Source organism: Marinococcus sp. LNHM5E3-2.1 (genome assembly GCF_056034365.1).
On sequence record NZ_JBQLIB010000003.1, the window covers coordinates 35,487 to 54,077 of the forward strand.

Annotated in this window: 21 protein-coding genes; 9 read left to right on the plus strand and 12 right to left on the minus strand. The window is 48.1% G+C overall.

Features of this window, described 5'->3' with window-relative positions; translation table 11 throughout:
* Positions 1-25: 25 nt before the first annotated feature.
* Both ACTRXH_RS05780 and ACTRXH_RS05785 read right to left on the minus strand, forming a co-directional pair.
* Positions 26-346, minus strand: coding sequence for a YrhK family protein (locus ACTRXH_RS05780; RefSeq protein ID WP_474261021.1), 321 nt, complete (start codon positions 344-346; stop codon positions 26-28).
* A 333-nt stretch (positions 347-679) separates the two neighbouring features.
* Positions 680-1,420, minus strand: a complete 741-nt coding sequence (locus ACTRXH_RS05785) for an alpha/beta hydrolase (protein ID WP_474281166.1) — start codon at positions 1,418-1,420, stop codon at positions 680-682.
* 188 nt (positions 1,421-1,608) lie between these two features.
* Between ACTRXH_RS05785 and ACTRXH_RS05790 the strand changes: the two genes are divergently transcribed.
* Positions 1,609-2,418 carry an alpha/beta fold hydrolase gene (locus tag ACTRXH_RS05790; RefSeq protein ID WP_474281168.1) on the plus strand — a complete coding sequence of 270 codons (810 nt, stop codon included), beginning with the start codon at positions 1,609-1,611 and terminating at the stop codon, positions 2,416-2,418.
* A 39-nt stretch (positions 2,419-2,457) separates the two neighbouring features.
* Here ACTRXH_RS05790 and ACTRXH_RS05795 read toward each other — a convergent pair whose 3' ends face one another.
* Together ACTRXH_RS05795 and ACTRXH_RS05800 are read right to left on the minus strand one after the other, a co-directional pair.
* On the minus strand, positions 2,458-3,312 hold the full coding sequence (locus ACTRXH_RS05795) for an NmrA family NAD(P)-binding protein (RefSeq protein ID WP_474281170.1): 855 nt from the start codon (positions 3,310-3,312) through the stop codon (positions 2,458-2,460).
* A 12-nt stretch (positions 3,313-3,324) separates the two neighbouring features.
* Positions 3,325-3,654 (minus strand): tRNA-binding protein, encoded by a 330-nt coding sequence (locus ACTRXH_RS05800; RefSeq protein ID WP_474261017.1) that lies wholly within the window; start codon positions 3,652-3,654, stop codon positions 3,325-3,327.
* A gap of 115 nt (positions 3,655-3,769) precedes the next feature.
* Between ACTRXH_RS05800 and ACTRXH_RS05805 the strand changes: the two genes are divergently transcribed.
* Together ACTRXH_RS05805 and ACTRXH_RS05810 are read left to right on the plus strand one after the other, a co-directional pair.
* Positions 3,770-4,153, plus strand: a complete 384-nt coding sequence (locus tag ACTRXH_RS05805) for a hypothetical protein (RefSeq protein WP_091613831.1) — start codon at positions 3,770-3,772, stop codon at positions 4,151-4,153.
* 240 nt (positions 4,154-4,393) lie between these two features.
* Positions 4,394-5,134 carry an SDR family oxidoreductase gene (locus tag ACTRXH_RS05810; protein ID WP_022793291.1) on the plus strand — a complete coding sequence of 247 codons (741 nt, stop codon included), beginning with the start codon at positions 4,394-4,396 and terminating at the stop codon, positions 5,132-5,134.
* A gap of 47 nt (positions 5,135-5,181) precedes the next feature.
* Here ACTRXH_RS05810 and ACTRXH_RS05815 read toward each other — a convergent pair whose 3' ends face one another.
* The gene (locus ACTRXH_RS05815; RefSeq protein WP_474281172.1) at positions 5,182-5,868 is read right to left on the minus strand and encodes a YqjF family protein; all 687 of its coding nucleotides are present in this window, start codon (positions 5,866-5,868) and stop codon (positions 5,182-5,184) included.
* 171 nt (positions 5,869-6,039) lie between these two features.
* Between ACTRXH_RS05815 and ACTRXH_RS05820 the strand changes: the two genes are divergently transcribed.
* Positions 6,040-6,330 (plus strand): hypothetical protein, encoded by a 291-nt coding sequence (locus tag ACTRXH_RS05820; RefSeq protein ID WP_474261015.1) that lies wholly within the window; start codon positions 6,040-6,042, stop codon positions 6,328-6,330.
* Positions 6,331-6,376: 46 nt separating this feature from the next.
* Here ACTRXH_RS05820 and ACTRXH_RS05825 read toward each other — a convergent pair whose 3' ends face one another.
* The 4 genes from ACTRXH_RS05825 to ACTRXH_RS05840 all read right to left on the minus strand — a co-directional run bounded on the left by ACTRXH_RS05825 (position 6,377) and on the right by ACTRXH_RS05840 (position 11,074).
* The gene (locus ACTRXH_RS05825) at positions 6,377-8,965 is read right to left on the minus strand and encodes a YfhO family protein (RefSeq protein WP_474281174.1); all 2,589 of its coding nucleotides are present in this window, start codon (positions 8,963-8,965) and stop codon (positions 6,377-6,379) included.
* A 15-nt stretch (positions 8,966-8,980) separates the two neighbouring features.
* Positions 8,981-9,355 carry a GtrA family protein gene (locus ACTRXH_RS05830; protein WP_474261013.1) on the minus strand — a complete coding sequence of 125 codons (375 nt, stop codon included), beginning with the start codon at positions 9,353-9,355 and terminating at the stop codon, positions 8,981-8,983.
* Positions 9,352-10,287: a glycosyltransferase family 2 protein gene (locus ACTRXH_RS05835; RefSeq protein WP_474261012.1), complete on the minus strand. Its 936-nt coding sequence runs from the start codon at positions 10,285-10,287 to the stop codon at positions 9,352-9,354. Before ACTRXH_RS05835 ends, ACTRXH_RS05830 begins: the two co-directional genes overlap by 4 nt.
* A 103-nt stretch (positions 10,288-10,390) precedes the next feature.
* Positions 10,391-11,074 (minus strand): spermidine synthase, encoded by a 684-nt coding sequence (locus ACTRXH_RS05840; protein WP_474281176.1) that lies wholly within the window; start codon positions 11,072-11,074, stop codon positions 10,391-10,393.
* Between the two features lie 163 nt (positions 11,075-11,237).
* Here ACTRXH_RS05840 and ACTRXH_RS05845 point away from each other — a divergent pair, with 163 nt between their 5' ends.
* From ACTRXH_RS05845 to ACTRXH_RS05855, 3 genes are all read left to right on the plus strand, one after another.
* The gene (locus tag ACTRXH_RS05845; protein WP_474261010.1) at positions 11,238-12,119 is read left to right on the plus strand and encodes an ROK family protein; all 882 of its coding nucleotides are present in this window, start codon (positions 11,238-11,240) and stop codon (positions 12,117-12,119) included.
* A 76-nt stretch (positions 12,120-12,195) separates the two neighbouring features.
* Positions 12,196-12,738: a M15 family metallopeptidase gene (locus ACTRXH_RS05850; RefSeq protein ID WP_474281178.1), complete on the plus strand. Its 543-nt coding sequence runs from the start codon at positions 12,196-12,198 to the stop codon at positions 12,736-12,738.
* Between the two features lie 113 nt (positions 12,739-12,851).
* Complete coding sequence (locus ACTRXH_RS05855; protein ID WP_474281180.1) at positions 12,852-13,919, plus strand: SDR family oxidoreductase; 1,068 nt, start codon at positions 12,852-12,854, stop codon at positions 13,917-13,919.
* 51 nt (positions 13,920-13,970) lie between these two features.
* On the opposite strand, the gene ACTRXH_RS05860 is transcribed toward ACTRXH_RS05855, so the two are convergent.
* The gene (locus tag ACTRXH_RS05860) at positions 13,971-14,909 is read right to left on the minus strand and encodes an alpha/beta hydrolase (protein ID WP_474261007.1); all 939 of its coding nucleotides are present in this window, start codon (positions 14,907-14,909) and stop codon (positions 13,971-13,973) included.
* Positions 14,910-15,055: 146 nt separating this feature from the next.
* Between ACTRXH_RS05860 and ACTRXH_RS05865 the strand changes: the two genes are divergently transcribed.
* The gene (locus tag ACTRXH_RS05865; protein ID WP_474261006.1) at positions 15,056-15,988 is read left to right on the plus strand and encodes an ATP-binding cassette domain-containing protein; all 933 of its coding nucleotides are present in this window, start codon (positions 15,056-15,058) and stop codon (positions 15,986-15,988) included.
* Positions 15,989-16,005: 17 nt separating this feature from the next.
* Positions 16,006-16,830, plus strand: a complete 825-nt coding sequence (locus tag ACTRXH_RS05870; RefSeq protein WP_474261005.1) for an ABC transporter permease — start codon at positions 16,006-16,008, stop codon at positions 16,828-16,830.
* 9 nt (positions 16,831-16,839) lie between these two features.
* Here ACTRXH_RS05870 and ACTRXH_RS05875 read toward each other — a convergent pair whose 3' ends face one another.
* Together ACTRXH_RS05875 and ACTRXH_RS05880 are read right to left on the minus strand one after the other, a co-directional pair.
* Complete coding sequence (locus ACTRXH_RS05875; RefSeq protein WP_474281182.1) at positions 16,840-17,703, minus strand: alpha/beta fold hydrolase; 864 nt, start codon at positions 17,701-17,703, stop codon at positions 16,840-16,842.
* Positions 17,684-18,583, minus strand: a complete 900-nt coding sequence (locus ACTRXH_RS05880) for an alpha/beta fold hydrolase (RefSeq protein ID WP_474281184.1) — start codon at positions 18,581-18,583, stop codon at positions 17,684-17,686. The genes ACTRXH_RS05875 and ACTRXH_RS05880 overlap by 20 nt, the downstream gene beginning before the upstream one ends.
* Positions 18,584-18,591 lie beyond the last annotated feature (8 nt).

Here is an 18,591-nt window from a genome sequence, read left to right on the forward strand (position 1 = left end):
AGTCAGTTTCAGGCGCCGGGTTCGGCTACAGCTTATAGGAACGACTCCCTTTCCGAACACGGACAGCCCGTGCACCCTGCTTTCCGGCATACTCTTTTCTCTGTTTTCTCACTCTGGTTACATGAACCTGGTGAGCTAGAGCTATGACCGGACGAATAAACATCTGAAGGCTCCCGATCACAAACAGCCAGGTACCGTAAAATGTGGTCGTCTCTGAGAAAAATAAAAAGCTGCCGACTAAAAAAACGAGGGCAAGCAGCAGGTCATTGATATGATAAATCAGCTGATATACTTTCGTCACACGCAGCTCATAGCCGCCAAATACAAGATCAATATTTTTTCCCAACGTTTTTCACTCCTTTTTTACTCCTTCTGATTCCCTCCCTCCCGCCTCCATAACATAAAAATCACCCGCCACAGCGCAGGTGATTAAATATAGAGCGAGAAAAACCATATAAAAGCAAGAAAACCTGTCAGTATAAATCCGTTACGAATAATTTTTGCCTGGCGTGCATTTTTATTTTCACTTCTGCTGAACCTTCCTCGTCGATGCACCCAGAAAAGCGTCAGATAAAAGATCAGACAGAAAATAACAACCGCTGGCATTAGTATGGACCGAAAGAAAAACTCTGCTTCCATTCCCAGTTCCTCCATGTGTGCCTTTTCTCTTACTATACTGCTAATACAGGGGCGGAAACAACCATGTACAGGCTGCAGGAAACTGGGAAATGAAATACTTTCTGTCATGCATAGCCTTCGGTTTTATATGGAGCGCCACCTGATTTTCAAGCTGCTTTCGGAGAAGTTCATACATCATCTGCGTTCTCGGCACCATGTAGGGTTCAATAAGCGGCTGCCCGCTTCCTTCCCACTCTCCCACATACAGATATACGTAATGGCGCAGGGTAAGAGAGAGTCTATCTTTAATAAAAGACCCCATCCCTTCATACCAGAGCGAAGCAGAAATCAGGCCAACCTTTTGGAACACGTGGGGATACAGATCGGCAATATAAATTGACACAAGCCCTCCAAGTGAAGCTCCAATCAACCCGGTATGTGAAGCCTCTGTTCTCACCCGGTATTTTTCGTTAATATACGGACGGATGCCATTAGTCAGTATGTATGCGTATTCTGTACCGAGACCCTTAAAATCCGGATGGTGCAGAGAGAGGGCCTTTGAAGGCCACGGTGTGTATTCATGAATACGGCTTTTCGGTTCCACACCGACCATTACTACCGGCTGCATATATCCCGCTTCCATCAGAGCTTCCCACACACTGCCCGACTCCCGGAATAAATATGCCCCGTCCTGAACATAAATAACAGGATAACGCTTCTGTTTGTTCCGGTGGTAATCCGGAGGCAGGTATACATATACATCGCGGTCCATAATCTGATGGTGAGTGATTGTTCCTCTCATGACCTGCCCCCTTTCTGCTGCATTTTTCCAATTACTTCTTTTTTACCGGTGTCTTTTATCTCATTAGCAATAGGTTAATTGAAAAAGATTATCATTGTCAAATAAAGCGCACAGAGTTTACCACGCAGGCAAAAAGGGTATTTTATTTTATCTTGTATATTTAGCCAGTGAAGGAGGATTTGCTTAGAATGGGACATTATGTAGCTGTAGAAGAAGATGTGCATATCTATGTGGAGGATATCGGTGAAGGAACGCCGGTTGTTTTTATACACGGCTGGCCGGTCAATCACAAAATGTACGAATACCAGATCAATGAGCTGCCGAAGCACGGATACCGGTTTATCGGCATCGACCTCCGGGGATACGGCCAGTCCGACAAGCCGTGGAACGGGTATGATTACAATCAGATGGCTGATGATGTTAAGGGAGTCATTGACGCCATGGGGCTCGATAGCTTTGTCCTGGCCGGTTTTTCCATGGGAGGCCCGATAGCCCTTCGCTACATGGCCCGGCATCAGCAGCAGGGAGTTTCTAAGCTGCTTCTGCTTGCGCCGGCGGCTCCAAGCTTCACGCAGCGGGAAAACTTTCCGTACGGCATGGAGAAAAAAGACGTGGATGGCATTATTGATAACCTGAACACCGACCGGCCGAAAATGCTCGAGGATTTCGGAGGTATGTTCTTTGGCAGTGACGATGTTTCTGATGTATTTAAAACCTGGTTCCACGGCCTGGGGATGGAAGCCGGCAGTTATTCGACGATCCATTCAGCAGAAGCCCTGCGGGATGAAGATTCCTTTGAGGATCTTTCTTCCATCACGATCCCTGCCGAAAGCTTTCACGGAAAAAACGACCAGATCTGCCCGTATGAATTTTCCAGCGAGCTTCAGAAAGGAATCAAAGACCTGAAGGTCGTTCCTTTCGAAAACAGCGGCCATGGCCTTTTCGTAGATGAAAAAGAAAAGTTCAACCAGGAGCTGCTCCGTTTTCTCAAAGAGTAGTACAACGATCAAAGGACACGCAGGCAGCGTGTCCTTTTTCTATAATAAGTGACGCTCGAGGTATGACCGCAGCATTTCCGGAGGCTTTCCGGTGAGTCTCTCCACATCCGAAGTAACCTCTCCCATTAATCCCATCGAAGCCGCTTCATACAGAGAAGCGTTCACACTTCCAAAGCCGGAGCCGTCATCGTATGTCCGGGCAAATTCCTGAACCTCCATTGGTTCATAACGAATGCGTTCTCCTGTAATGTTAGAAAGCAGCTCACACAACTCCTCCATCGTATACGCCTGTATCCCGGTCAGCGTATAAACACCTTCGTGTCTTTCAGGTGCTGCAGCTGCAGCAGCTATAGCCTTAGCCAGATCCCTTCTCGAAATAAAGGAAATAGCTCCTCTTCCTGCAGGATAAGGCAGCCTTTTGGTCCGAACCAGTTCCTCCGTGTAAGAAATCAGCGGGTCGGCATACACTCCATTGCGAATAATCGTTCCGGCCATTCGGCTCATCGCAATACGCCGCACAGCATAGCCGAAAAATGGGCTCATATGGAAGGGGTTGTTCCAATGGTCTGCCGTGAATCCGATAAACACAAACTGCTTTACTCCAGCCTGTTCCGCCGCTTCAACAGAAGTCTGAAATTCTTTGATCCGCTGTTCGGATGGGTGCGTAATGCTCGGGATATAAAGCACAACATCCGCATTGTGAAAAGCCGCCGCCTGTTCGTCAAACGAATAGTAATCCATTTTTTCTATGTTAATATTCTGCTCTCTGAACACCCCTGCTTTTTCGGGACTCCGCACTCCCAGAGTCACCTGTTCCTTTGGGACAAGTTCAAGCAGTTCTTCCGTTACTTTTTCCCCGAGGTGTCCCGTGGCTCCCGTAATAACGTATTTCATACCTTCACCCTCTCAGCCGATTTTTTCTCCGGTCTTCGTTTCGTGATCTGTTTGCAGAAGAGTCACCCCTTCGTCCGTATAAACGCCCAAAATTAAGCATTCTGAAGTGAATGAAGCAATTTTCATTGGAGGAAGATTCACAATACCAATCACTTTTTTCCCTTCCAGGTCATTTATTTCATATAAATCTGTAATTTGAGCACTGGACTGCTTCACTCCCACTTCTTCTCCAAAGTCCACCCATGCCTTATACGCCGGCTTTTTCGCCTCTGGAAATTCTTTTATCTGTACAATCTTTCCTACTCTGATATCCAGGTCGTGAAAATTTTCAATAGAAGCCATCGAAATACCCTTCCTTTCTTTACTTTGATTATGTATCATCGTATCATAAGCGGTTATATTATTTGTAATATCCTGGTACATTTTCGGCCGGGAAACTCATTCGAGGTGAATTGACGTGCGGCGTTTTCTAACATTTTTGCTCGGAATTATTTTAGGTGCCGCCATGAATATACCTATTATCAGCATTGCCCGTTTTTCTGCTGAGTTATTTATCGGGCAGGGGTACTGGCTGATCGGCATCGGGGCATCGATTGTCCTGTGGCTTGTATTTAATCTTCCATTCATTCAATGGTTCGCTGCTTTTGCTGTGCGCTGGAGGTGGATGAACCGTATCGGCATTGGCCTGCTGATGATCGGTGTAGTCACTATGTTCCAGCTGAATAGCGGTGAACTGTTCTGGTATTACATAGAAATTGGAGTCATCATGGCCGCTTCCCTCTGTCTTTTGGTACAGATTATTTTCACTCCGAAGAAAAGACCCCCACATGTGAAGTCGTAAGCTTCCGGCAGATAGCCGGGAGTTTTTTAATGCTCGAACAGAGAACCAAAAAATTGTCCGGAAGAGCCCCCGGGATTTCCCTGTCATGAACGTCTCACAATATATTTTTGCCTTCTTAGAAAAAATTGGATGATTGAATCCACACACAACGGGTATCATATATTCCGATGCCACTTATCATTTTAAAGTAACTAACGTTATGGCAGAAACAGCTTATAGAAAAAAGGAGCGATACACGTCATGACAGAACTTCAAGGTAAAACGTTTATTATTACAGGAGCAAGCAGCGGCATCGGCAGAGCAACTGCTAAAAAGCTCGTCGAAAACGGCGCTAACGTAGCACTTGCCGCCCGCCGTCTCGAACGCTTAAACGAAATTAAAGAAGAGCTTTCCGATCAGCCTGGCGAAATCATCGTCAAAGAGACTGATGTTACTTCCCGTGAACAGATGGAAGAGCTCGGACGTGAAGCAGTAAATCACTTTGGCAAAGTATACGGCCTCTTTAACAACGCCGGCCTAATGCCGCTTTCTTTATTGAAAAACCAAAAAGTGGATGAGTGGGACCAGATGGTGGATGTAAACATTAAAGGTGTCCTTTACGGCATCAATGCTATCCTTCCACACATGATTGAAAATAATGACGGCCACATTATTTCCACATCCTCTGTAGCTGCCCACCAAATCTTCCCTGGCAGCTCCGTCTACAGTGGTACGAAGTTTGCCGTGAAGGCTATCATGATGGGCTTAGAACAGGAAGTAGCCCAAACTAACATTCGTACGACTGCCATCTCTCCAGGCGTGGTTAATACAGAGCTGACTGAAACTATTACGGATAAAGAAGTAATGGAACAGTTCGATTCAGTACTGAACGTGCAGCAGCTGAATTCAGAAGATATTGCAGAAGCAGTATACTATGCACTTACCCAGCCGGCTCACGTGGACGTCAATGAAATTGTCGTTCGCCCGGTCGATCAGCCGTAAAATCATGAACGTATTTAAGCCTCTGCTCCGTATTCGGAAGCAGAGGCTTATTTTTTTCGCAGTCTTGCGGCTCCCACGCTCACGCCGGGGCTGACCATCACATGAGCAGGACGGCCGTCTGACTTCCCGAACCCACCGGCTATAAGCAGTCCGTTTTCTTCTTCCATATACTCCCCGCGATACAGCTCCCACGGCTCGTGCACGACGTCCCCGTACCATACCTGTCTGTTTTTGGCCGTGTAAAAACGGTACCTCTCAGCAAGCCAATTTTCGAGCGAGCCAGCTGCAGCCGGCAGCTGTTCTCCTGTCGCCCGGTACCTGGCACGAAAGCGGACGTTTCCCGATCTCCGGTGGTGATTCCAGTACGTCCAGCTTTGATGACGGCGGATCGAAAAGCGTGCCTGGTAGTACGGTATAGCAAAATTCCGTCGTGCTATCCAAACACCGAGCGGAGAGGCAGCATCTAAATTATAAAAGTAAATGCCCGGGACCCCGTCTACACGTACATACGTACGCAGGTTTAATTCCGGGAAGTTCAGGCCAGTCCGGCCTGGCAGAAAAAACGGGCGGATATCGTGCATTGAAAACGAAACCACCCCTACATACGCCTTCCCCCGAAACGTATCTACGTCCATACGATCCGGCAGAGTGCGGGCCACTTCACCGGGGTCTTTTTCCCAATGTGCAAACAGGGCGTCTCTCCATTTCATCCGTATCAGCTGCGGCTCTTTCATCTCTTCCCCTCTCTCTTCCTTTTCGTTTTATTCCACCCAATATACTACGGTTTGCCGCTGCTTTAAACATAAGTGGCTTCAGCTGTACTTTTTTTCCTGCTTCTTATTTTCCTCTCCAACAGGGTTTATGATACATTGAAGGAAGTTTATTCTTCGTAAAGGAGCTTATATATGGAAGACGCCAGAATGAAAATGTTCAGCAGCATGCTTTTAGCCATTTCTGCATTACTTGTTATCACCACTGATATTCTTCTGATTGTTACAGCCATCGTAGTGAGCGGCGGTATTTCGTTATACGTTTATGCCGGCCTTGTTATTACCGCTCTATGGGGCGTTGGCCTGGCGGCTCATTTTAAAGCCCAGAGCCGGATAAGCTTTCTTATCTTTTTTATTTTAACGGTGCTTCTGCTGATTAATCTGTTCAGCGGCATTTTAACGGGGCCGGCAGTAGAATTTTCATAATAAAAAAAGGCCGTTCGCGCGGCCTTTTTTTATTTCCCGGGAAATATTATTTTCTTCTTTTTTTAATGCCCCATAATGCTGCTAATATAAGCGAGACCACCGATACCGCGGTCATCCACCAGAAATAAGGCGGGTAGTACGTGAGAGAAAGGTTGTTTTCCCCTTCTTCAAGCGGAACAGCAGTAAACGCCCCGTTTGCTTTTTCAATTGGCACGCCTTCTCCGTTTACTTTAGCTCTCCAACCTTTTTCATAAGGAATTGGCATCACAGCGTACGCATCTCCTGTATCGTTTTCAATAACTGCGTCAACTTCATTACCGTTCACGTCTACATCCCGGGCGTTCTCCTCTGCCTGGGCGTTGGCCTCATTTAATTGTTCATACGTTTCTCCATAAACGGCGAGGTCTTCAAGATGATATTCTCCTTCAGGCATCCGGATCTCTATGACGTTGTCCTCAGGATTTTCCACGCGAATCGTTAAATCATTTTCATCGGTGCGGTACAGCGAATCTCTTGCCTTGCGGGAGGTTTCAAATTCGTTGACGTTCATCCGGAAAAAACCAACGCCGGGCTCCTGGCGGAGGAGAAAATCCACGTAGTAATCCTCCACGTTTTCATCCTCCGGCACTGTAATATTGAGTCCGCCCTCTTCCCCGGTAACCGTAAGCATTTCGTTCTCGTAGGTGCCATTTACAGCTTCAACATTTTCACTGGCAATGACAGACTCTTCCCTCGGAAATTCGGCCGCTTCGTCCGGTTCCTCGAGGATCACGCCGTTCAGCATGGCATGCTCTTTTTCAAGCGGTGCCGCTTCTTCCGCGTCTTCATAGGCGTATACCTGTCCCGTGGTCCGCACAAACGGCAGCACATTTTCATTCTGGTAAATAATATAGTCATCATTTTCTACAAACGGAGTAAACCCGTACGGTACATTTTCGTCCCCGTCCTTTTCAAACATCGCGTATTCCCCGCGCAGCAGGCTGTAAATGTTGGCCCTTCGCCCGAAGTCCGAATAACGGCTGATGCTCTCCCGGCCAAGATCGATCTGAAGGTCATTGTAATAAAACATGAGTATTTCTTCATTTAAAATACTTGAGTATGCCCCCGCCCCGAAAAAATCCAGATAAAGCGGCGTATTCGTGCGCTGTGGGTCCTTGATCCATGTAGTTCGGGACAGAGCGTCCGAGTCCTCCTGCGAGGCTTCATCCAGCAGTTCGATTTGATCTGCGTCCATGTACTCCTCACTCATGAGAAATTCCTGCGTCGTGCCGCTCATGCTTCCGCGTTCAAACAGTTTTTCGTACTGGTACTGGTTCGCGACCACCACGCTCGTAATAATGGCAAAAACGGCAGTAATGATTCTTTTGCCGCGTACATCCGTAATTGTTGTTACGATAAATGCCACCAGGGAAATGATGATCATACCAGGCGTCAGCCATCCGCTCCAGTGATCGATGGAAAAATCGGCATCCAATAAATAAAACAACACGTACATGCCTGTCGCAAAAATAAGCGAAGGCACGAGCTCCCGCCAGTCGAGCTTGCGGATATGCTGAATACCTGCTGCCACTGCCCCGGCAAGTAAAAACGCAGCGATATACTCAAACCGGTTCCGCGGCGCGGAAAAACCGTTAAATACGCTACCTATCAGCGGACTGTAATGAAATACGATAAATACAAGCGAAAGAACCGTAAACAGCACAAACCGCGGATCCTTATACAGCTGTTTCCAGACTGCAAACACTAAAAAGATGGTCGGCACAATGAGAAAACGACTGTCGAGCAGAATATTGCTTGTATTATCAAACAATACGATCTCCTGTTCAAAGTCCGGCCGGTAATTGTTAAAGTAGCCGTAAATGCCGGCGAAAAAGCCGGTCAGACCGATGCCGAATCCAAGCAGAGAGCTGCCCCCGAAATAAAGTATCTGTTTACCTATTTTTGTTTCTCCAGGTGTAAGGCGGATCAGCCACCTGGCCAATATATAAATACCGATAAAAATGAGTACGATATAGGAAAAGTAGAAGTTCGAAAAGACGGTAGCTGCGAGGGCAAAAATAAACAGCAGCGGTTTTTTCTCCCGAATAATTTTTTCCACGCCAAATATGAGCAGCGGGAGCCAGATAAAAGCATCCGCAAAAAATTCCCAAAATGCCGTGTGACGGAAATACATTACACACGTGGCATACAACAGAGCCCCTGTCAGGGCAGGTAGACGGTCGAGCTTCATATAACGGAAGCAGGCGTACGCTAAAAAGGAAACGAGTGTCATCCGGGCTATGCTGATAAAAATGACGGCCTCCGTCCAAAAAGCGGCGTCCGGCTCACGAATCAGCCCGACCAGCTCCAGCATATACACCACGGCCATCTGAAAATAAAAGAACAGGTTCGTTGAATAATAGTAACCGAGCTGGGTAAACATACTGCCGCCAAGTCCAAGCTGAAAGGAATAAAAAAATTCACCGCTCGTGTAATGATCATACAGCAGCTGCTTAAACGGGCCCATCTGGTTCAGGCCGTCATTCGGCCCGGCCATGTACGTATCGTTGGTCCATTGGTATAAGAAAAACGCATGCGCCGCGATGACTGCCAGAATCACCGCTGCTATAACCCCCCATATATGCTTGTGCTTCAACATTCTCTCCCCACGCTATCTTTTTAGTATTTTCCCTGTGACAATGAAAGTGATTGGTATAGTAAAAATCACCGCTCCCAACGGGGCGATAGTACTGTTAATACTCAGCCATTCCACAAATATATATGCAAAAACGGATGAAGCCCCTACGTTTACTATCTGGGTCAGCGGAAATTGAAAAAACTTCTTCCATGTCGGCCTGACTTTGTAAGTAAAGTATGTATTTAAAAAGAAAGAAATGACAAAGCTGATAAAAAACCCGGTAATATGGGCGATCATATATGGTACCGAAAGCACCACGTGAAGCAGTAAGTAGGCGGCATAGTAGTTTAACGTATTCATACCGCCCACTAAAACAAATCTGGTAAACTCATTATTCAACTGTTTCATGCATCTCGCCTTTTCGTATTAGATTCCTGCACCAAATAGTGCGGGCGCCTTTTCGTTTCATAGTAAATGCGTCCGATATACTCCCCGAGCACGCCAAGGCTCATTAGCTGCACTCCCCCTAAAAACAGTATAGCGGAAATAGTCGTAAAATAACCCGGCACTTCTATTCCCATCCTCAGAATCTGCACAAACGTAATACCGATATAAACCAGCGCAAGCAGCATCACGACCAGGCCGGTATACAAACAGACACGCAGCGGACGGTTATTAAAGGAAATCATGCCGTCAACGCCGTAATTCAGCAGGCTCGAAAACGACCATTTGGTTTCGCCCTCCTGGCGCTGGACATTTTCGTAGTAAACCGTTTTGGACGGAAAGCCGATCCATGAAAAAAGCCCCTTCGAAAAACGGTTGGCTTCACTCAGGGATAGCAGGGCGTCCAACGCCCGCCGGCTTAAGAGGCGGAAATCACCGACGCCGTCTTCAAGCTTCACATCCACCATTCTGTTAATAAATTTATAATACATCGATGCCATACCGGAACGGAACTTGGAATCTCCTTCCCGGTTCCGTTTTGCAATCACCTGATCATAGCCTTCTTCGTATCCTTCAATCAGTTCGAGAATCACTTCGGACGGATGCTGCAGGTCAGCGTCAATGATTACTACAGCGTCCCCGTCCGCATGATGCAGTCCGGCAATCAATGCTGCTTCTTTTCCAAAATTACGGGTAAAAGAAACGTAGCTTACATTTTCATGCATCCCGGCAAGCTCTCTCATCTTTGTCAGTGTCCGGTCCGAGCTTCCATCATCTACATAAAGTGCCTCTATTTCATAGGGCAGATGCCCTAAATGGTTCTGCAGTGATTCATATACAGATACAATGTTGTCCTCTTCATTAAACGAAGGAATTACAATTGATATCTTTTTCATTCCATTTCCTCCCTGGCCCCTTCATCTCCCACTGTTTACACAGTACTTTCATATCGTACCCTTCTCTGTATCTTTTGTATCACTGTAGAGGGCTAAAAAAATCTCAAAAATTATGTGATGGACGCATATATTCTGCTTTCCGGGCGTAAAAAATAACATCCGGCCCGCCGCGTCCGGCATCCACCTCCTCTATCCATACACTATCAAAAACCGCTTTCAGACTGTTTTCAAAAGCCCTGGAATAAGAAGCACTCCAAAAAGCAGCAACTCCTCCGCGCCGGAGCGCGGCGTAAACCGTTTGAAGTCCTCCCGCCTCGTACATGTGATGGTTGTCTTCCCGGACAAGCCAGTCAGGGCCGTTATCTGTATCCATGCAAACAGCGTCCCAACGGTTGTTTGTGCCTTTCTCCAGAAACACCTGAAGGTCTTCCTCTACGATTTGTGCTTTACTGTTTTCAAGAGCCCCTCCGTTCCATTCCAGAAAATACAGGCGGTTCCATTCAATAATGTTTTTCTCCAGTTCCACAACGGTTACATGAACCGTTTCTGCATGCTGCACCGCTTCGTGGAGTGAAAAACCGACACCAAGGCCTCCAATCAGCACCGACTCTGCTGAATAAGCATGATTCAGCGCTCCTTGCACCATCCGCCGCTCCGACTCTCCGTTGTGTGTCGCCATCAAAAATGTGCCGTTACTTATGACTTCATAATGCCGACCGCGGCGCTGCAGCTGCAATTCTCCGCTTTGCCCCTGAACGTTTGCTATTATTTCTCTATTACTGTTCATTCAAGCTTACTCCTTTCCCGCCCGGCAAGTATATTTCATATTTGCAAAACCAGAAAAAAAAGGTACGATTAAAAAGTATGCAGAATTTTATCACCTATGAAATTTTCATTTATTTTTGAATGATCTGTTTACTATTTCAGCAAAAGACCAGGAGGTTGTTTGTATGCTCGGCGCCATTGAAGCAGGAGGAACAAAATTTGTCTGTGCGGTCAGTGAAAACGGCCGTGACATAAAAGAACGCATTTCCATCCCGACTACGACACCTGATGAAACTATGCAGCAGGTGTACGATTTTTTCCGTGTTTTTTCTATCGAAGCTGTTGGTATTGGTTCTTTTGGTCCGATTGATATTAATACAAAAAATGATACATACGGCTATATCACCACAACGCCAAAAACAGCATGGCAAAACTTTAACATTCTCGGAGATGTACAAAAACACCTTGCTGTGCCGGCAGGCTTCACCACCGATGTTAATGCGGCGGCGCTCGGTGAATGGAAGCACGGTGCCGGCGCTGGAAAGACGAGCTGTCTGTATATGACAGTCGGCACCGGCATCGGTGTTGGTGCGGTTATTAACAACAATATTCTTGAAGGCCTGAACCATCCGGAAGCCGGGCACATTATGGTCCGCCGGCATCCTGAGGACCATTTCACCGGCACGTGCCCTTACCACAGTGACTGCCTTGAGGGACTTGCTTCAGGGCCCGCCGTGGAACAGCGCTGGGGAGAAAAGGGCAGCGCACTCACCTCCCGCCCGGAAGTATGGGACCTTGAAGCTTATTATCTTGCTCAGGCAATGATGAATTACATTCTGATTCTCACCCCCGAGCGGATTATTATCGGCGGCGGCGTGAGCAAACAGCCTTCCCTGCTCACAAAAGTACAGGAACAGACGCAGCAGCTTCTGCAGGGATACGTTCAGGACCCAATGATTACTCATAATATCGATCAATATATTGTTACTCCGGGGCTCCAGGACGGTGCGGGCATCACCGGCGGATTTGTGCTTGCTGCTCAGGCGCTCGAAGACGCCCCCAGCTAAAGGCAGACAGTTCCAGGACACAAATACTCGTTTATACTTCCTGTACGCAGGTGGAAAAAGAAAGGAAATCAACTGAGTGAAAAGACATGTCTTGCTACTGATTACCGGTTTACTCCTCATTCTGGTTGTACTCGGATGGAACAGCAGGCAAAATCCTCTTCCCGAGGTGGAAGCAAGCGAAGTCGTCGAACAGAACAGCCTTCACCCTGTTGTGGAGGAGCGAAAAAATGAATGGATCCAGCGTGCAGAACAGCAGGGGATCGAAGTTGTCGTAACGGACGAATACCGTTCGGTGGAAGAGCAGGATGCTTTATATGCCCAGGGCCGGACTTCACAGGGAGAAATTGTCACGCAGGCCCGGGGCGGAGAATCATATCATAATTACGGCCTTGCCGTTGATTTTGCTTTGCGTACACCGGACGGAGAGCTTGCCTGGGATATGGAACGCGATGACAACGGTAACGGAGAGGCAGACTGGACGGAAGCTGTGGAGATCGCTAAGGAGCTCGGCTTCAGCTGGGGCGGGGACTGGCCTGGTTTTAAAGACTACCCCCACCTTGAAATGACCTTCGGCCTGAGTCTAGAAGAGCTTCGTGCCGCTGAACAGCAGAATACGTAATTACCATCGTCCGGCTCGTTGGCCGGACGATTTTTCTGGTTGGACAGGTTAAGTTTCTGCCAATTTGTGGTATACAGCTGTATTACCCTATATCCTGAAAGGAGCCCTCTGTAATGACTAAAACCGCCCTGATCGTAGGAGCGACCGGCATCATAGGCAGCAGTATTTTAAAACATATTTCATCGCTCGAAGACTGGACCGCTGTAGGCATTTCCCGGCACCAGCCTGAAGACATCCACGGGGCCGATTATTACGTGGAGGCTGATCTCTTAAAGGAAGAAGAAATAATGCAGGCACTTCAGGATGTGCCTGCCGTCACTCATATTTTTTACGCAGCCTACCAGGATTATGCTCCACTCTCCAAAGAACAGATCACAGTTAATACCAATATGCTCCAAAGCACCGTCCAGGCCGTGGAAGCGACGTCCGACCGGCTCCAGCGTGTCGTATTGATGCAGGGAGCCAAAGTGTACGGTGCGCACATCAGCGCTTTTAAAACCCCGGCACGGGAAAACGACCCGCGTCATATGCCGCCGAACTTTTATTACAATCAGGAGGATTACCTGCGAAACCGCCAGAAAGGAAAAAGCTGGTCGTGGACAATTTTGCGTCCCGACGTTGTATGTGGCTATTCGGTAGGCACTCCCATGAATTTAAGCATGGTTATTGCTGTTTATGCCTCTATTTCTAAAGAACTCGGCCTCCCCCTTCGTTTTCCGGGAAAGGATGTTACCTACCGATCACTTGCCCAGGTGACCGACGCCGGCCTGCTCGCCCGCTGTTCCGTATGGGCTGCGCTGCATGAACCGTGTGCATTTGAGACGTTCAATATTACCAATGGTGACTTCTTTCGGTGGGAGCACATGTGGCCGGTCATCGCCGAGGAATTCCAAATGAACACCGGGCCCGTGCAAACAATTACACTTTCTGATTTCATGCCGCTGCAGCAGGATCTATGGGAGGAAATGCAGGAAAAATACAGTCTGCAGAATATTCCATTTGAGAAACTGGCCGCCTGGCCATTCGGTGATTTCATTTTCAATGTAGAGTATGATGTGATGTCTGATACTAATAAAGTAAAACAGTTTGGTTTTACTGAAGTCGTGAACAGTGATGACATGCTCCGGCAGCTGCTTCGTGAATTTCAGGAGCAGCGGCTGATCCCGGACTTCTCAGACTAAACTGCCGCTTGCCTGAAACCCCCATCCGGCAGAAGCTGGATGGGGGTTTCATCATTTGCCAATATGCTTGTGTACAAACGCCCTCATGTAATGCATCGCTTCCTGCCCGTCTTCCTCGAGCGGAAACTGATTGATAAATCCGTGAATGGTACCATCCACCCTGTGGTGATGCACCTCTGCATTTGCCTCTTTCAGCTGACGCGCCAGTTCCTCGCCTTCATCCCGAAGCACATCATATTCTGCCGTTATAATAAGAGTAGGAGGGTTTTCCCGCTTATCTTCATCCCGCATCGGTACAGCGAGCGGATCTCTGCGTTCATCCCAGGCCGCTAAGTAATGCGCCCAAAAGTCGCCTATATTTTTGGCCGTCAGGCCGTATCCCTCACTAAAACGATGATACGATACGTACGCCGGATCCTCCTCCCGGTTGTAAAAATCAGCGACAGGATACAGAAGCATCTGTCCTTCAAGGTATGTCTGCTCTCTTCGGAGCAGCGTAGAGGCTGCATAGACAATATTTCCTCCAGCGCTGTCACCGCACAGGTAAAACCGGTCCTCTGTATTCGGCCATTCCCGGTACTCGGAAAGCACCCAGCGAACAGCGTCCAGGCAGTCGTATACTCCTGACGGAAACGGGTGCTTCGGCGCAAGCCTGTAGTCCACCGCTACAACATACGCCTCCAGTTCGTTGGCAAGCACCCGGCAGAAGGTGTCATGAGTTTCAAGGCTCCCTACGGCAAATCCGCCGCCATGAAAAAAAATCACTACAGGAAGCGGCTCTTCAGATGCTGGTTTATATCTGCGCACGGTCAGGGTCCGTCCTTCTAAATCAATATCTTTATCCAAGACTTCAGCTACAGCAGGCCGTTCCGACGGAGCTAAGGTCATTTCGTTTCTTCGTCTGCGTTCATCGACTACTTCCTCCACCGTTTCCACCTCGAAAGAATTGTTCTGCTCCAAATATTTCTTTACATGGTCTCGAAGTTCCATGATTTCTGCCCCCTTCTTTCTATACAACCAATACCCTGAATTTTGATTACCTACCCCTTCTTCATTTTCGTATCCATTGACGATAACTGCCTGAAGTTATATAGTTACGCTAACATAATGACTATGGCTAAAGTAGGGGTAAATGTATGGAGCCTATTATTCAAGTGCACGATCTGCGAAAATCATTCAAAGACATGGAAGCAGTCAAAGGCATTCATTTTGATGTCGCGCAGGGCGAGATATTCGGCTTTCTCGGCCCGAACGGTGCAGGAAAAAGCACGACTATCAACATGATCTGCACGATGCTCGCTCCCACTTCCGGAAGCGTTACCATTAATGGATATGACGCATTTAAACAAAAAGCAAAAGTCCGTGAAAGCATTGGCATCATTTTTCAGGAAAATACACTCGACGAAAAATTAAGTGCTCTTGAAAACTTAAAGCTTCACTGCCGGTTTTACCGTGTGCCTAAAAATAAACGGGCAGAACGTATTCAGGAAGTGCTTGAAATTGTAGATCTGGTCGACAATCAAAAGAAAAAAGTAGAAGAATTCTCCGGCGGGATGAAACGAAGGCTTGAAATTGCCCGCGGCCTGCTGCACTATCCGAAGGTTCTTTTTTTGGACGAACCCACTGTCGGTCTTGACCCCCAGACGCGGGCCCATATTTGGGAGTATATTCTCCGCCTGAAGGAAAAGGAAAATATTACGATATTTCTTACCACCCATTACCTCGATGAGGCAGAAATCAGTCACCGTATCGCTATTATGGATAAAGGAACTATCATCGCCCTTGATACGCCGGAGCGCTTAAAGAAGCAGGTTGGCGGAGACGTCATTGAACTCGGCACCGAGGATAATGACACTGTCGCTAAGCAGCTGCAGGCAGCTATGCCGGAAGCCGAAATAAAACAGGAAGCAGGTATTCTGCGTATCCAGGTACCAAGCAGCGACCAGTTTATATCCACTTTTCTGCAGCAGATCCCCGTCCCTATTACGAGCCTGAACATACGCCGGCCCACGCTTAACGACGTATTTTTGTCTTATACAGGGCGAGATATTAAAGCCGGCCCCGCCTAAGAAAGGAGATCATACATATGGAAGGTATTTTTGCCATCTGGCAGCGGGATTTAATGAAATTCATCCGGGATCGCCCCCGTCTGCTTGGATCTTTTGCGATGCCTATTTTATTTTTAATTATTTTTGGCGGGGGCTTCAGCGGAACGATGGAAAATCTGGTGATGAATCAAACCTCTGAAATCGAAGATTTTAATTACCTTACGTTTATTTTTCCCGGGATTGTCGCCATGACCCTTTTAATGACTTCAATTTTCTCTTCTTTATCAGTTATCCAGGATAAAGAATTCGGCTATATGAAAGAAATTCTCGTGTCCCCGGTCTCCCGGGTGAACATTGCCATCGGTAAAATGCTCGGGGCCTCTACGGTTGCGTTTATGCAGGGCGTGCTGATGTTTATTTTAATCCCTGTTCTAGGCGTAACCTACGAATGGAGCAACGTACTGGCTGTGCTGCCAATTATGTTTCTGCTTTCCTGCACGCTCGCTTCCCTTGGCCTGCTGATAGCAAGCCTGCTTCGCTCAACGCAGGGGTTCCAGCTGATTGTGCAGGTACTCGTGTTTCCAATGGTGTTTCTTTCCGGAGCATTGTTTCCAGTAACGAATATGCCAGCCTGGATGGATATCCTTGTTAAGGTTAATCCTGTCACCTACGGCGTAGACGCTATGAAAAAAGTAATGACCGGCGCCGGAGATCTCCCGGTCGCCGCCCAGGATGCACTCGGACTGAGCCTGCAGCTGTTCGGGCGTACAGTAACAGTGGCAGAGGAACTGCTCTTTTTAATTATTTTCACTTCTATTCTGATCGCGCTTGCCACCATCAGCTTCCGCAGAGCCAATGCCTGAGCGGCGGCTTCACGTCTGTTCTATAAATTCCGTCACCAGCCGCTCTACAATATCCGGCTGCTCATGAACTACCCAATGCGTGGCATCGGATACAAAAATCAGCTCTCCGGCACGGCAGTATTCAAGACTTGTCCGGGCAGAGGCCTTCGATAAAAAGGCGTCTCCCACACCCCAGATAATCCGTACTGGCGGAGTCACGTGACTTGATTCCACAATATCCTTTGGCCCTTTTCTCATCCCTCTGTACCAGTTGATCATGGTTGTGGCCGCATTCGGCTGCGACCATGCTTCTTTATATTTTTCCAGATCCTCCCCGGTAAAAGCTCCGGGCCTGCTCGTTTTTACGAGTCCGTTGGCAAACTCCTCAAAGTCATTATAGGCAAGCAGCTTTTCCGGCAGTCTCGGAAGCTGAAAAAAAAGCATATACGAGCTTCTCAAAAGCTGCGTGGGATCTTTTTTCATGCTCGCCGGCATAGCAGGCAGGTGTGGAATATTGATAGCAATAAATTTCTCCACGTATTCCGGCCCTGAGGCTGCCGTGTACCACCCGACCGCTCCGCCCCAGTCGTGGCCGACGATCACTGCTTTTTCCCGTCCCAGTGCTTTGATGAGCTCTGTCACGTCATCACGCAGCTCGTCCAGGGCATAAGCTTCAATTTCAAGCGGCTTGCTGCTTTGATTGTATCCGCGCTGATCCGGCGCCGCCACCCGGTATCCACGTGCTGCAAGCGGTCCGATTAAATGTCTCCACTCATACCAAAACTCCGGAAAGCCATGCAGAAGCACCACAAGCGGTCCCTCCTCCGGCCCAGCCAGTGCCGTGTGTAAAGAAACGCCGTTTACCGTTATTGTCTCAAAGCTGATATTCTGCATACGTACTGCCCCTTAGTTGTTTTTCCTGAATAAAGCTTTTGATGAACTGCGTAACGAGCTCCGGTTGTTCATGATGTACCCAGTGCGTCGCTTCTTCAATAAAAACCCCGTTTCCATCGCTGCAGTATTTCAGGCTCTCTTTAGCAGCAGCGGTGCCCAAAAACCAATCATGCATACCCCAGATCATACGCACGGGCACATTGATAGTTTCTGTACTCATCGCTTCTGCCGGCCCGAATGGGATTGCCCGAAACCAATTGAACATGGCCGTTACGCTGCCGGGCTGAGACCAGGCAAATTGGTATGCGTCCAGGCCCCGCTCTGAAAACGCTCCGGGACAGCTCGTCACAGTCAGGTGAGCTTTCAATGCAGCGTATTGGAACATGGCAGCCGCTTTGTCAGGGAGGGCGGGAAGCTGGAAGGCCGCCATGTAATACCCTTTGAGCAAGTCCATTGGACGGGTGAGCATTGTCCTTGGCATAGCTGTTAAATGCGGCATATTAACAGGGATAAACAACGAAATGTATTCCGGACGGGTAAGTGCCATATACCAGCCTATTGCCCCGCCCCAGTCATGCCCGGCTATTACGGCTTTTTCTCTTTTGAAGTGAAAAATGAGGCCGATGATATCATCCCGGAGAGCGTCCATTGTGTAGGATGCTGTTCCGGAGGGCTTGGCGCTCAGGTGATAGCCCCGCTGATCAGGTACCACAACAAAATAGCCCTCCTCCGCCAGGGCGAGCATCTGCTTTTCCCAGGCTCTCCAAAATTCCGGGAAGCCGTGCAGAAGGATAACCATTTCTCCGTCCTTTGGGCCCGCAGCAGCGACATGAAGACGAATGCCGTTCACATGTACATATTTAAATGATAGTTCTGCCATCAAAAACC

Bases quoted from the DNA above. Each gene is read 5' to 3' on its own strand.
- ACTRXH_RS05785 (WP_474281166.1), bottom strand. From the start codon at position 1,420: ATGAGAGGAACAATCACTCACCATCAGATTATGGACCGCGATGTATAT.
- ACTRXH_RS05790 (WP_474281168.1), top strand. From the start codon at position 1,609: ATGGGACATTATGTAGCTGTAGAAGAAGATGTGCATATCTATGTGGAG.
- ACTRXH_RS05795 (WP_474281170.1), bottom strand. From the start codon at position 3,312: ATGAAATACGTTATTACGGGAGCCACGGGACACCTCGGGGAAAAAGTA.
- ACTRXH_RS05800 (WP_474261017.1), bottom strand. From the start codon at position 3,654: ATGGCTTCTATTGAAAATTTTCACGACCTGGATATCAGAGTAGGAAAG.
- ACTRXH_RS05810 (WP_022793291.1), top strand. From the start codon at position 4,394: ATGACAGAACTTCAAGGTAAAACGTTTATTATTACAGGAGCAAGCAGC.
- ACTRXH_RS05815 (WP_474281172.1), bottom strand. From the start codon at position 5,868: ATGAAAGAGCCGCAGCTGATACGGATGAAATGGAGAGACGCCCTGTTT.
- ACTRXH_RS05820 (WP_474261015.1), top strand. From the start codon at position 6,040: ATGGAAGACGCCAGAATGAAAATGTTCAGCAGCATGCTTTTAGCCATT.
- ACTRXH_RS05830 (WP_474261013.1), bottom strand. From the start codon at position 9,355: ATGAAACAGTTGAATAATGAGTTTACCAGATTTGTTTTAGTGGGCGGT.
- ACTRXH_RS05835 (WP_474261012.1), bottom strand. From the start codon at position 10,287: ATGAAAAAGATATCAATTGTAATTCCTTCGTTTAATGAAGAGGACAAC.
- ACTRXH_RS05840 (WP_474281176.1), bottom strand. From the start codon at position 11,074: ATGAACAGTAATAGAGAAATAATAGCAAACGTTCAGGGGCAAAGCGGA.
- ACTRXH_RS05845 (WP_474261010.1), top strand. From the start codon at position 11,238: ATGCTCGGCGCCATTGAAGCAGGAGGAACAAAATTTGTCTGTGCGGTC.
- ACTRXH_RS05855 (WP_474281180.1), top strand. From the start codon at position 12,852: ATGACTAAAACCGCCCTGATCGTAGGAGCGACCGGCATCATAGGCAGC.
- ACTRXH_RS05860 (WP_474261007.1), bottom strand. From the start codon at position 14,909: ATGGAACTTCGAGACCATGTAAAGAAATATTTGGAGCAGAACAATTCT.
- ACTRXH_RS05865 (WP_474261006.1), top strand. From the start codon at position 15,056: ATGGAGCCTATTATTCAAGTGCACGATCTGCGAAAATCATTCAAAGAC.
- ACTRXH_RS05870 (WP_474261005.1), top strand. From the start codon at position 16,006: ATGGAAGGTATTTTTGCCATCTGGCAGCGGGATTTAATGAAATTCATC.
- ACTRXH_RS05875 (WP_474281182.1), bottom strand. From the start codon at position 17,703: ATGCAGAATATCAGCTTTGAGACAATAACGGTAAACGGCGTTTCTTTA.
- ACTRXH_RS05880 (WP_474281184.1), bottom strand. From the start codon at position 18,583: ATGGCAGAACTATCATTTAAATATGTACATGTGAACGGCATTCGTCTT.